The sequence below is a fragment of the Gordonia otitidis genome, assembly GCF_020735545.1.
Taxonomy (GTDB): domain Bacteria; phylum Actinomycetota; class Actinomycetes; order Mycobacteriales; family Mycobacteriaceae; genus Gordonia; species Gordonia otitidis.
In genome coordinates this window covers 2,270,034-2,282,443 of sequence record NZ_CP085974.1, presented here as the reverse complement: position 1 = coordinate 2,282,443, position 12,410 = coordinate 2,270,034, and the positions used below count along the sequence as shown (strand labels likewise).

The window sequence follows — 12,410 nt, the reverse complement described above, 5'->3', positions numbered from 1 at the left end:
TCAGACCGCCGAGGGTCCCGGAGAGTGCTCGCCGCGCAGGCGCTTGCGGATGAGTTCGGCGCTGATCAGACACATCGGCAAACCGATGCCCGGGCGTGTGGTGCCTCCTGCGTAGTAGAGACCGCCGACCTTCGCCGAACGATTGTTGGCTCGCAGAAATGCGCTCTGCCACAGAGTATGAGCCGGACCGAGTGCACCACCCGACCACGAGTTGAGATCGGCGGAGAAGTCACCCGGACCGGTGGTACGTCGTACGACGACCCGCTCCGCGAGATCGTCGATCCCTGCCCAGGAGCCCACGAGTTCGATGGCGCGATCGGCTATCTGCTCGATGACCGGATCACCCGCGCCGTCCACTCCACCGCGTCCGAGTTCCGGGTCGGCAGGTACGGGGATCAGCATGAACAGATTCTCGTGGCCGTCCGGCGCCACCGACTCGTCGGTTCTCGACGGTGTGCACACGTACAGCGACGCCGGGTCGGGTACCGCCGTCGGAGTCTCGAAGATGTCGTCGAAGTTGGTGGCCCAGTCAGCCGTGAAGAACAGTGAATGGTGTTGCAACTGCGGTAGTCGTCCACGTAAGCCGAGGAAGACCAGGACGGCCCCGGGGCCGGAGGTACGCCGGTCCCACCACCGCTGTGGGAAGGTCTGTAATGCCCTCGGCAACAGGCGCGTCTCGACGTGGTGGAGGTCGGCGGCCCCGATCACGATGTCGGCGTCGACAGTCCGCTCTACCGAGTCGTCGCCACGAATACGCAGACCGGCGACGTCGGCGCGGCGTCGAGACAACCGTCGGCGTAGTCGACCTTCGGAGGGTTCCGTTGGGCGCGTGAGGATCTCGGTCACCGTCGTGCCGGGGTGCAGCCTGGCGCCCTTCTCCTGCGCGACTGAGGCAAGGGATTCGACGAACCGGGTGAATCCCCCGTCGGGGTAGCGCACTCCCTCGTCGAGGTCGAGCCAGCTCATCAGGTGATACATCGCGGGCGCCCGCTCCGGCGACGATGCGAGGAACACGGCGGGGTAGCCGAGGATCTGCCTGAGCCTGCGGTCGGAGAAGCGCCGCGAGATGAACGTGTCGAGACTGGTGCCGAGTAACTGGACGAGCGTCTTCGCGTGGCGTAGGACCTCGGGATCGACGAAGGCGCGCGGGGTGTCGAAGTTGGTGTACAGGAAGCGTCGGACAGCGATGTCATACGCGTGTCGTGCGGACGCCAGATACTCGGAGAGCTCTTGCCCTGCACCGGTTTCCATCTTCTCGAACAGCTCGACCGAACGTTGCTCGTCACTGTGCACGTCGACCGGATCGGCATGTCCCTCGAAGAACACCCGATATCCGGGATCGAGTCGGAGTAACTCGAGCTGTTCGGAGGTCGAGGTACCCAGCAGCTCGTAGAAGTGGTCGAAGACCTCGGGCATGAGCCACCACGACGGCCCGGTGTCGAACCGGAAGCCCTCGGCCTCCCAGGAACCCGCGCGCCCCCCGACCTGCGGGCGTTGCTCGTAGACGTCGACGTCGTATCCGTCGTCGGCGAGCAGAGCCGCGGTCGCGAGCCCCGCCACCCCTCCGCCGATGATCGCGACGCGCGTGGCCGTGGCGCTCACGCGGACGCCCCTTCCGAGACGGAGGCACGAGGCTGTCCGCGGCGCAGCACAGCGGTAGCCGCAATCCGGGTCTTGGTTGCGGTGGGCACCCGAACGCGATGTCGCGCAGCCATACTCGCCGGGGTTGCACGGAGTCTGGCATTGAGCTCTGCGAACAGATCGTGTGCGACGCAGACTGCGATGCGACTGCTTCGTGGCAGCTCACGGATCGTCGTCGCCGCAATCGCGAGATCGCCGTCGATCTCGTCCAGCCAGCGTGTCCACGCTACTGCCGACGGTTGGGTGGGATCGAGTCCGACGAGGTATCGGCGGCCGAGATCGCCGCTGTCGGTGCCGAAGTCGCGTAGGAAGTTGACCTTCTGAAACGCCGCCCCGAGATGCTGCGCACCCCTACTCAGTTCGTCGTAGCGCTGATCTGCTCGCGGCTCGTCGGCGACGAACGCACGTAGACACATCAGCCCGACCACCTCGGCGGAGCCGTAGATGTACTCCGCGAGAGTCTTCTCGTCGTGTGTCTGCAGAGTCAGGTCCATACGCATCGACGAGAAGAACGGGGCGGTGAGTGAGGTGTCGACACCGACGCGGCGTGCCGAGCGGGCGAACGCGTGAACGACGAGGTTGCTGCTCGAACCCGACTCGAGAGCATCGTTGGTCTCGGACTCGAGGCGATCGAGCGCGACGTGCCGGTCATCGGTCCCCTGTCCCGGTCGGGGTGCGTCGACGATCTCGTCGGCCACACGGACGAGAGCGTAGATGTTGCGGACGTGCGAGCGGACCGGCTCGCCGAGAAGGCGCGAAGCGAGCCCGAACGACGACGAGTACGAGTTGATCACCAGTGCGGCACTGGCGTCGGCGACCTCGTCGTAACGGTCGTGCGGCGCATGCAGGTCGACGCGTGAACGTCGGCTCATCGGACGTCCTCGCGTGCTCGGCCGTCGTACTCGACGCGCGTCGCATCGTAGGCTCCCACGGCGGGCCCGAGTTCGGAGATCTGGTCGACGAACCACGGACTCAACATCCACGGTGTGCGCCGCGCGATCTCCCAGATGTCGTCGACCGGTGCCCATGTGTACTGCATCACCTCGTCGGGATTGGGGTCGACGTCGCCGACCGGGCGAGCCGCGAAGACCGGACAGACTTCGTTCTCGACGACCCCGCTCGCATCGACCGCCCGGTAGCGGAAGCCGGGGATGACCGGCCGTAGGTCGGCGACGTCGAGTCCGAGTTCGCGCTGTGAGTAGCGGGCGACCGCGGCTTCGACGCTCTCACCGGGACGTGGGTGCCCGCAGAACGAATTGGTCCACACCCCGGGCCACGTCTTCTTGCTCAACGCACGACGGGTCATGAGGATGCGTCCGTGGTCGTCGACGAGATGACAGGAGAACGCGAAGTGCAGCGGGGTGTCCGGGCCGTGCACAGTGAGTCGGTCCGCGGTGCCGCGCGGACTGCCGTCGTCGTCGACGAGCACCACCAGGTCCTCGTCCATCAAACCCCACACCTCTCGATTGTCCGGTGCGAAGACGGTTCGCGCCTCCGCAAGGGCTCACGCGCCGACCCCGCGCGAGGTCGGCGTGCTCTGTCACCAGGTCTTCGACGCCGCTGCGCGTCCGGATGGGGAGCTCGCCCGGGTGCGCACACTAGGCTGACCGGGTGCGCTTCGGTATTTGCATTCTCCCTGATCTGGACTGGCAGCACGCGCGGCCGCTGTGGCAGCGTGCCGAGCAGCTGGGCTTCGACCATGCCTGGACCTACGACCACCTCGTGTGGGGCGGTCTCCCCGATTCCCGCTGGTTCTCGTGCATGCCGACCCTCACCGCGGCGGCAACGGTCACCACCACGATCGAGCTCGGCGCGTTCGTCGTCTCGCCCAACTTCCGGCATCCGGTTGCCTTCTCACGCGAGGTCCAGACCCTCGTCGACATCTCCGACGGACGATTCCTTCTCGGACTCGGAGCCGGTGGCACCCCGGACGACCAACTGCTCGGACAGCCCGAACTCACCGCCCGCCAGCGCGTCGACCGGCTGCAGGAGTTCACCATGCTGCTCGACCGCACCCTGCGCGCCGACCACGTCGACGTAGTCGGCGAGTACTACACCGCCCGCGACATGCGTCTCGTCGGCGGATCGGTACGGGAGCGGGTACCGCTGCTGCTTGCGGGTAACGGACCGCGATCGGTGCGCTACGCCGCGCGTTTCGGCGACGGGTGGGTGACCACCGGCGACACCACGGCCACCACCACCGACGAGTGGTTCGCGGGCATCGCACGCAACTGCGAGATCCTCGATGCCGCACTCGCCGACCGATCAGATGGTGGCGACATCGCCCGTTACCTGAGCATCGACTCCGGCCCGGCCCAGTCGCTGCAGAGCGTCGCGATGTTCGACGAGCTCACCGGTCGCGCGGCCGAGCTCGGTTTCACCGACGTGATCATCCATTGGCCACGGCAGACACCGCCGCACGTCGCCTCCGAGGCCGTTCTCGAGGAGGTTGCCGCATCACGGCTGTGACCAGCACAGATGCCCCGACGGCGAGGGCGGCGATAGGCTTTGCACCGTGACGGTACGCGCGGGCATCGTGGTGACAGGGACCGAGGTCCTCACCGGACGGATCACCGATCGGAACGGCCCATGGGTCGCCGAACGACTGTTCGCGCTCGGCGTCGACGTCGCACACATCACCGTTTGCGGCGACCGACCTGAAGACCTTGCCGCCGAGCTGCGCTTCCTGGCCGACGAGGGCGTGTCACTCATCGTGACCACCGGTGGACTCGGCCCGACCGCCGACGACCTCACTGTCGCGACCGTCGCGGAGTTCACCGGCCGGGCGCTCCACCTCGACGAGCCGTTGCGCGATCACATCGCCGAGATCATCCGACGCTGGCAGGGGCGCGGCGGCAGCGAGTCGGCGTCGGCGGCCACCGCGGCCGGCATCGACAAGCAGGCCATGGTTCCCGAAGGTGCACAACCGATTCCACCGACAGGGACCGCTCCGGGGGTTGCCGTTCCGGCAGGCCAGGATCCCCGCGCACGACGCCGACTGCCGGCAATTCTCGTGCTGCCCGGCCCGCCACCGGAGTTGCAGATGATGTGGCCCGCCGCGATCAACGCACCGGCAATCGACGAGGCCATCGCCGATCACCCCGACATGCGTCAGGACACGATCCGCATGTTCGGACTGCCCGAAGCAGATCTGGCGGCGGGGTTGCGCGCCGCACAGGACGAGGTGGCCGGATACGACGAGCTCGAGATCACCACCTGCCTGCGACGCGGCGAGCTCGAGATCGTCACCCGCTACCCGGTCTCTGCCACCGACGACTACACGGCGCTCTCCGACTTCCTCACCGGGCTGTATCCCACCGAGACCTTCTCCACCGACGGCACGACCATCGACGACCAGCTCGCGGATCTGTTGACCGGACGTCGAATCGCCACGGCCGAATCGTGCACCGGCGGAATGGTCGCCGCCCGGCTCACAGATCGCGCCGGTTCGTCGGCCTATGTCCAGGGTGGGGTGGTTTCGTATTCGAACGACGTGAAGATCAATTCGCTGGGTGTGCCCGCGTCGATGATCGACGAGCTGGGCGCGGTCAGCGAGCCGGTTGCCGCCGCGATGGCCGACGGCGTGATGGCTCGCCTGGGCGCCGACACAGCGATCTCCACCACCGGTATCGCAGGCCCGGGTGGCGAGACTCCCGGAAAACCGGTCGGCACAGTGTGTTTCGGTATCGGTATCTCCGGATCGCCGACGCTGACCCGCACGCTGCACCTGCCCGGCGACCGCGCGGCGGTGCGTGAGCGCTCGACCACGATCGCGTTCCACCTACTCGCCGACGCCCTGCGCGCAGCGTCGAGCTGAGCGCAGAACGCCGCGCGCCGTGGAAAGTCGGGGAAGGGTGGTGCCGCGGCGGCGCGGAAAGTCGGGGAAGGGTACGGGCCGGAATCCTTCCCCTACTTTCGTGCTGATCCCCTAGAAAAATCACGGGGAAAAGCACACAACCCGGGGAAGAAACCCTTCCCCTGCTTCCCGCCGACCCGCGCACCACTGTTCGACGCCGCGCACGGTCGCGCCGACGGGTTCCGGCCAGTCACGCTCGCTTCTCCTGCTCGAGCACGCGAATCCGCTCTTCGAGTTCGGCAACTCGGCGTGCGTTGGCCTGGTTGAGCTCTCGGATGTACTCACGGTCGTACTGCGGCACCAGGCTTCGCGAGCAGTTCCAATCGACACCCTCGACGTCGATCAGGATGCTGCGCTCGGCTCGCGCCGACACCCGCCCCTCCGGAACGGTCATCAACTCACGCAGGAGCTGATCATCGTCGTCGACGACCGTCGCGTGGCCCAAAAGCTTCAGCCTCATCCGTCGCGGATAGTCGGCGCAGAAGAGCGCCACCCGATGGTTGTCGTCGATGTTGCCCACCGACACGAACTGCGAGTTGCCGTGGAAATCGGCGAAGCCGATACGGTTGCCACCGAGGTGGTGCACGAAACCCCGCGGGCCGCTGCGGTACTGGATGTAGGGCCAACCGCCTTCGGTCACTGTCGCGAGATGGAACTGGAACATCGTGCACAGAAAAGTCAGTTCGCGATCGCCGAGTTCATCGGGACCCGAATCAGGCTGTGCGGCAACATCTCCGTACACGACGTTGCTCCCCGCCCGCTGCTGCCGTGCCAACGCGTGCGGGCCGTAGGCCATGTGGTGGTAGCGCGCTCCCATGCGATCAGCCCTGCTGTTCCGTCACACGCGTGGCGGCGGCGGTCTCCGACCAGATTCGCGCCACGATCTCACTCGCGGGACCGAAATCTGTGTCGCGGAAAGACGTTCCAGCCCATAAGTTGAGAAACTCGGGATCTCCGGCGAGCGCGGCAGCCGAGCGCAGGGGACTCGTCAGATGATGCAGTTGCGGATACTCGGCAGGGGCGAGCGGCGTGTAGCGATCGGTGAACTCGTTGCGCAGCGCGCGTGCCGGCCGACCGGAGAACGCGCGTGTCACCACAGTCTCGGAGAACCTCGGATTACGCAGAGCTGCACGGTGAGTCGGCTTGGTACCCGCCTCTGCGCTGTCGAGAAACGCCGTGCCCAACTGCACCGCAACGGCGCCTGCGGCGAGCGCGTCGTCGACGTGTGCCCCGGTCGCGATTCCACCAGCGGCGATGATCGGAAGGTCGACGATCGCCACAACCTGCCTGACCAGATCGACGGTCCTGATGTCCGACGGCTCGGCCGCGACATCCAAGGTCGCACGATGACCACCCGCCTCGACACCCTGCACACAGAGCGCGTCGACGCCGCGCGCCGCAGCGCGAACCGCGTCGTCGGCATCGGCCACCGTTGCCACCACGACGATCCCCACATCATGCAGCCGGGATACGACACCCTCGTCAGGTAGCCCGAAGGTGAACGACACCACGGGAACTCGTCGCTCGATCACCAGGTCGATCTTGTCCGCATACGCATCGTCGTCGTAGTCGACGATGCGCCCGACGTCTACGTTGTACCGACGTGCCACCGGCTCCAGTTCGTCGCGAAATCGCAGCACCGCTGCAGGGTCACGGACGCCGCTGCCGGGGACGAACAGGTTGACTCCGTATGCATCCACATCGGACGCGATCACCTCGTCGATCTCGGCCGCAAGCGCGTCGACGGACTTGTACCCGGCGGCGAGAAAGCCCATCGCCCCCGCCTCGGCTGCCGCGATCACCAGGGCGGGAGTCGTCGGACCACCTGCCATCGGCGCCACGAGGATGGGCACGCGCACGCTCATCAAGTCGAACATTCCAGGATTCTCGGTCATCTCCTGCTCCCTTCGCCCACGCGTGCGGAGCCCGCATGATCGTCGACATCATCGAGGCTACCCACCGGAACACGGTCGGGGAAATACCTTCTGAGCATGAACTATGCTCTGTGGTTATGAATCTGGAGTTGCGCCATCTGCGTGCTGTCGTCGCCGTGGCCGACCATGGATCATTCACGACAGCGGCGGTGCAGCTCGGCGTGTCCCAGCCTGCGCTGACCCGTACCGTCCAACAGGCCGAGCGCATCCTTCAGACACAGCTGTTCGACCGCACCAGCCGCCGCGTCGAACTGGCCGAGTCCGCAACGGATTTCGTCACTGCAGCGAAGCGGATGCTGTTCGATCTGGGCACACGCAACGGTCGCCGGCTTCGAGAGGGCCACCGGAGTCACCGTCGACATCGCCCGATTCGACGATCCGCTGCGAGCGTTGCGTGAAGGTCAGATCGACGTCGCCGTGGTCCGCAGACGGGGTCGTTGGTCGTCGATCACCTATCGCGCGCTGTACAACGAGGCGCGCGTCGCGGCGGTGTCGGCGTCGTCGGAGTTGGCCTCACGCGAGCATCTCACCTGGCACGAGCTCCGTGAGCTGCCGCTGGTTGTCAACACACTCACCGGCACGACGGTTCCCCGCTCGTGGCGCGGCGCCGATCGTGCGGAGAACCGAAAGGTCGTCGAATGCACCAATTTCGACGAATGGCTCGAACTGATCGCTGCTGCTCGCGGAGTCGGCGCAGTACCCGAGATCGCCGCCCGACGCGTGAACCACTCGCACGTCCGGTTCATCCCGATTCCCGACGCCCCGCCGACCATGCTGCAACTCGCATACCTCACGGCAACGCCCAACGCCACCATCGACGCCTTTGTCGACGCAGCACTCCGCGCCGTCAATCGCGAGGCGCGTCCCCGAGATGGTGGTGATGTTCATGCGTGATCGGGTACATGATGTCGACGTCCACCGCCGAGGTGCGAGAACTTCTGTTGCCCATCATGTTCCAGATCAGCACCGTCAGCGTGCCGAGTCCGGCGTACAACGCGAGACACACCAGTGCCGAGCCGCAGCCGGCGTCGGGGAAGTAGAGCGAGTTGCGGACCAGTTGCGCACCACCGCCGGTGGGCAGCCACTCGCCGAGCTTCGCCCAGAAGGTGGGTAGGAAGTTCCACGGGATCGACGCTCCCGACAGTGTCGCGCCGATGAGGAAGTAGAAGCCACCCGCCAGGGAGCCGATCGGCCCGAACAGCGTCACGAGCCCGGCGGTCGACCCCGCGATGGCCAACGAGATCAGCGTGTACGTACCGAATAACCGCCACTGGTCAGCCGAACTCCCGACACCGTAGAACCAGGAGAACAGCAACACGATTCCCGACGACACCGCGGCGTAGGCGACCAACGCGGCGACGTGGCCGAGACCACGCCGCAACGATTGCGGGACACGTGGCATCAGTCGCCCGAGGCCGAGCGATGCGATACTTCCGCCGAGCGAGATCACCTGCAGGATATAGCCGATCGACGCGCCGTTGATGTCGTCGTCGGACAGCTCGACCACGTCGACGGGGAGGGTTTGCGGCAGCTTGTTCTCGACGTTCGCCTGTGAGGCGACCGCTTTGAGCGCGGTCGCCGGCAGAGCGCCGCCCGCGCTGGCGACGACTGGAACGATGCCCTGCTGTGTGAGCTCCAGTCCGCCGTCGATCTCGCGGCGGGAGATCGCACCGCGCAGCGCATCCATGGACTCGTATGCGCGTGCGTCGAACTTTCCGTCGGCTTCGACAGCAGCCGTGAGCTTCTCGGTCTGCGCAGCTGGACCCACGATGCCGATCGGCACGTTCCTCGGCGACGGTGAGTGCCCGACGCCCAGATAGAAGCTGCCCAGCCCGAGTTGGACGAGCGCACCGAGCACAACGACGGCCAGGAGCAGGCGTCGATACGTGTTTCCGAACGAGAGTGGTCCGGCTTCGGTCATGAGCATGGTCGGATTACCTCAATGGTGTGAATGGCAGATGAACGGTCGGTAGTGCTGTGCGCGAATCGGTTACGCGTTGTAGCCGTCAACGGCGACGCGCACCTGCATGCGCACATCGTCGAAGGGATCACGGTCCGAATGCGCGCCTGTCGATGCACGAGTGATGGCCAGGGCGGTTGCGGCGAAGATCATGTTGGCGGTGAGCACCGCCATGTCGGCGTGCGACCGCTCGGCGGCGGTTCGCTCGGGGCCCGAGCCTGCGGGACGGTCAACCCGATCCGCGACGAGACGTGCGGCGATGCGGTCCTGCAACTCGGCGACAAGGGCGAGACCTTCCGCACGGTAGTGATCGCTGGAGCCGCCGAACAGGAGCTCACGGTGGTAGGCGTTGCCGTTCTCCGGGTTCGCCTGCGCATACTCCAGCAGCGGGAGCACCATCTCGTAGATCGCACCGGCGGTGTCCGTTGTCGATTCGGCGCGGGCAGCACCGACGTCGAGCGCCCTGCGCAACTCGTCGTTGAGCACCATCAGCAGCAACTCGCCCTTGGTCGATGCGTACCGGAAGACCGTGCCCGCCGCGACGTCGGCACGATCGGAGACCTGTCCGGTCGACACCGACTCGAAGCCGCGTTCGGCGAACAGATCGGCGGCAGCCCGGAAGATCCGATCCTGCTTGTCACGCATGTTGCGAGCACGCCTGCCGTCGGCAAGCGGTGTCCCTGCGCTCATGCCACCTCCAAAAATGAGCGGACTCAAAAATGAGTGTACTCATGGACGACGGCGCTCTCAGCGGCCTACCCTCGGAGACATGTCACCTCGCACGCTCGTCCGCATCGTCCTCGGCGCCTTCATGACCTTCGCCGGAATCTCGCACCTGACATTCGCTCGTGACGAATTCCAGGCTCAGGTTCCCGACTGGTTCCCCATCGACACCGACGTCACAGTGGTCGCCTCCGGCGTGGCCGAGATCGGCCTCGGTGCGTCGTTCCTCGCACTGCCGAAGCACAAGCGTGTGATCGGCATCCTGCTCGCCCTGTTCTACGTCGTCATCTTCCCCGGCAACATCGCCCAGTACCTCGAGCACAAGGACGGTTTCGGGCTCGACACCGACCGCAAGCGCCTCGTCCGTCTGTTCTTCCAACCCGCCCTGATCGCCGGGGCTCTGTATGCCGGTGGAGTCGGGTCGAAGAAGTAGGTCCGACGCCGCTGCGACGTTCCGCCCCGGGTAATCTCCGACTGCATGAGTGACTGCATCTTCTGCGGCATCATCGCCGGCGACATACCCAGCACGAAGGTCTCCGAGACCGAGACGACCTACGCGTTCATGGACATCAATCCGGCCAATGACGGTCACCTGCTGGTGATTCCGAAGCAGCACAGCACCGACCTGCTCGACATCGGCGCCGACGACCTGACCGCTGTCACCCTCGAGGCACAGCGAATCGCGCTGGCCGTCGTCGACGATCTCGGGGCCGACGGCGTCAACCTGCTCAACTGCTGCAAGGCTCCGGCGTGGCAAACGGTGTTCCACTTCCATCTGCATGTGATCCCCCGCTACGCCGATCGAACCGAGGACCGCCTGTCGCTTCCGTGGCAACCGGGCGTCGCCGGTGATCAAGACGTCATGTCCAGATACGCCGAGAAACTGTCGGCCGCGCTGCACTGCTGAGGGTGTAGACCGAGCACATGGAATCGTCACCGATCTTCGCGGCATCCGATTACGACGCTGTCGTCGTCGGCGCTGGGATCGCCGGGCTGACCGTTGCGCGACTACTCACGCGGGCAGGTGCACGCACCGTGGTACTCGAGGCACGAGACCGGGTCGGTGGACGCGTGCACTCCGACCGGTCGGACGGCACCGTGACCGATCGTGGCGCGTCGTGGATACACGGAATCGCCGACGCCCCGCTGCACGCGACCACCGAGGCGTTCGGTATGCGCACCGTCGAGTTCACCGTCGGCAGTTACCAACCTGACGGACGACCGATCGCCTACTACGCTCCGGATGGAATCCGGCTCGACGACGCATCCGCCGCGTCCTTCGCGGCGGACGTGCATGCCTTCGACGACGCGCTGTCGACGTACGTGTCATCGATCGGCGCCGGGGTGTCCTACGGCGCGGCGACCGAGACGACGCTGTCCGGGCTAGGCTGGGATTCCGCTCGCACAGAACGGGTTCGGGAGTTCGTTCGCCACCGCACCGAAGAACAGTACGGTGTGTGGATCGACGATCTCGACGCGCACGGACTCGACGACGACGAGACCGATGGCGACGAGGTCGTCTTCCCCGACGGCTATGACCAGCTCGCGACTCGTCTGGCCGAGGGTGTGCACGTGGTTCTCGACCAGACCGTGTCGCGCGTCGCGTGGTCCGCCGAGGACGGTGCGACGGTGACCACCACGCGCGGCGACTCCGTATCGGCTGTGCGAGCGGTCGTGACCGTGCCCGTCGGCGTACTCAAGGCCGGAGCCGTCGCCTTCGAACCGCCGCTCGCCGAACCTGTCGCCGGAGCGCTCGATCGGCTGGAGATGAACACCTTCGAGAAGGTGTTCCTCAGGTTCGGTGCCCGATTCTGGGACGACGGGGTGTACGCGATTCGCAGACAGGGTCCGGCCGCGAGGTGGTGGCATTCGTGGTACGACCTCACCGCCCTGCACGGCCAGCCGACGCTGCTGACGTTCGCCGCGGGGCCGTGTGCGCTGGCGATACGCGACTGGTCCGACGCACAGATCGTCGCGTCGGTACTCGACTCGCTACGCGAAATCTACGGCGCCGCGGTCACCGATCCGGTTCGCAGCGACGTGACCCGGTGGCAGGACGACCCGTACGCCCGCGGTTCGTACGCGTACATGACGGTCGGGTCGACAACGGCCGACCACGACGACCTGGCGACCCCGCTCGGCGGTGGCGTGCTGCAGCTGGCGGGAGAGGCGACGTGGACAGACGATCCCGCAACGGTCACCGCCGCACTCGAGTCGGGGCGCCGCGCGGCGTCGAACATTCTCGGCCGCGACGTCGACATCGCCGAACTCTGGGCGTGAGCGCTGTACCCGTATC

Annotated in this window: 14 protein-coding genes; 7 read left to right on the top strand and 7 right to left on the bottom strand. The window is 66.3% G+C overall.

All coding sequences use genetic code 11. The features are described from left to right. The 3 genes from crtI to idi are packed head-to-tail and all read right to left on the bottom strand — an operon-like array spanning position 1 to position 3,088. On the bottom strand, positions 1-1,602 hold the full coding sequence (gene crtI / locus LK459_RS10350; RefSeq protein WP_227923195.1) for a phytoene desaturase family protein: 1,602 nt from the start codon (positions 1,600-1,602) through the stop codon (positions 1-3). Then, the gene (locus LK459_RS10345; protein ID WP_227923194.1) at positions 1,599-2,513 is read right to left on the bottom strand and encodes a phytoene/squalene synthase family protein; all 915 of its coding nucleotides are present in this window, start codon (positions 2,511-2,513) and stop codon (positions 1,599-1,601) included. The genes crtI and LK459_RS10345 overlap by 4 nt, the downstream gene beginning before the upstream one ends. After that, positions 2,510-3,088, bottom strand: coding sequence for an isopentenyl-diphosphate Delta-isomerase (gene idi / locus LK459_RS10340; RefSeq protein ID WP_227923192.1), 579 nt, complete (start codon positions 3,086-3,088; stop codon positions 2,510-2,512). Before idi ends, LK459_RS10345 begins: the two co-directional genes overlap by 4 nt. 164 nt (positions 3,089-3,252) lie before the next feature. Between idi and LK459_RS10335 the strand changes: the two genes are divergently transcribed. Together LK459_RS10335 and LK459_RS10330 are read left to right on the top strand one after the other, a co-directional pair. Continuing rightward, the gene (locus tag LK459_RS10335) at positions 3,253-4,110 is read left to right on the top strand and encodes an LLM class flavin-dependent oxidoreductase (RefSeq protein WP_227923190.1); all 858 of its coding nucleotides are present in this window, start codon (positions 3,253-3,255) and stop codon (positions 4,108-4,110) included. Positions 4,111-4,156: 46 nt separating this feature from the next. Further along, entirely contained in the window at positions 4,157-5,458 is a 1,302-nt protein-coding gene (locus LK459_RS10330) for a competence/damage-inducible protein A (protein WP_227923188.1), read from the top strand. Positions 5,459-5,687: 229 nt separating this feature from the next. Here the strand turns inward: LK459_RS10330 and LK459_RS10325 are convergent, their stop codons facing one another. Together LK459_RS10325 and LK459_RS10320 are read right to left on the bottom strand one after the other, a co-directional pair. Beyond that, positions 5,688-6,314, bottom strand: coding sequence for a pyridoxamine 5'-phosphate oxidase family protein (locus LK459_RS10325; RefSeq protein WP_227923187.1), 627 nt, complete (start codon positions 6,312-6,314; stop codon positions 5,688-5,690). Between the two features lie 4 nt (positions 6,315-6,318). Further along, a complete protein-coding gene (locus LK459_RS10320) occupies positions 6,319-7,392 on the bottom strand; it encodes an NAD(P)H-dependent flavin oxidoreductase (protein WP_227923185.1) in 1,074 nt (357 codons plus the stop codon). Positions 7,393-7,427: 35 nt separating this feature from the next. On the opposite strand from LK459_RS10320, the gene LK459_RS10315 reads away from it, so the two are divergent. Both LK459_RS10315 and LK459_RS10310 read left to right on the top strand, forming a co-directional pair. Continuing rightward, a complete protein-coding gene (locus tag LK459_RS10315; RefSeq protein ID WP_227923184.1) occupies positions 7,428-7,829 on the top strand; it encodes a LysR family transcriptional regulator in 402 nt (133 codons plus the stop codon). Then, entirely contained in the window at positions 7,822-8,325 is a 504-nt protein-coding gene (locus tag LK459_RS10310; RefSeq protein ID WP_265416864.1) for a LysR substrate-binding domain-containing protein, read from the top strand. Before LK459_RS10315 ends, LK459_RS10310 begins: the two co-directional genes overlap by 8 nt. Here LK459_RS10310 and LK459_RS10305 read toward each other — a convergent pair. Continuing rightward, complete coding sequence (locus tag LK459_RS10305; protein ID WP_007240929.1) at positions 8,279-9,358, bottom strand: ABC-2 transporter permease; 1,080 nt, start codon at positions 9,356-9,358, stop codon at positions 8,279-8,281. The genes LK459_RS10310 and LK459_RS10305 overlap by 47 nt on opposite strands. 63 nt (positions 9,359-9,421) lie before the next feature. After that, entirely contained in the window at positions 9,422-10,081 is a 660-nt protein-coding gene (locus tag LK459_RS10300; RefSeq protein WP_227923183.1) for a TetR/AcrR family transcriptional regulator, read from the bottom strand. 79 nt (positions 10,082-10,160) lie between these two features. Between LK459_RS10300 and LK459_RS10295 the strand changes: the two genes are divergently transcribed. Genes LK459_RS10295 through LK459_RS10285 form a run of 3 tightly spaced genes read left to right on the top strand, consistent with a single transcriptional unit; the run spans position 10,161 to position 12,394 of the window. Further along, positions 10,161-10,547: a DoxX family protein gene (locus LK459_RS10295; RefSeq protein WP_227923182.1), complete on the top strand. Its 387-nt coding sequence runs from the start codon at positions 10,161-10,163 to the stop codon at positions 10,545-10,547. A gap of 45 nt (positions 10,548-10,592) precedes the next feature. Then, positions 10,593-11,021, top strand: coding sequence for an HIT family protein (locus LK459_RS10290; protein ID WP_227923177.1), 429 nt, complete (start codon positions 10,593-10,595; stop codon positions 11,019-11,021). A gap of 17 nt (positions 11,022-11,038) precedes the next feature. Continuing rightward, a complete protein-coding gene (locus LK459_RS10285; protein ID WP_227923175.1) occupies positions 11,039-12,394 on the top strand; it encodes a flavin monoamine oxidase family protein in 1,356 nt (451 codons plus the stop codon). The last annotated feature ends 16 nt before the right edge of the window (positions 12,395-12,410 follow it).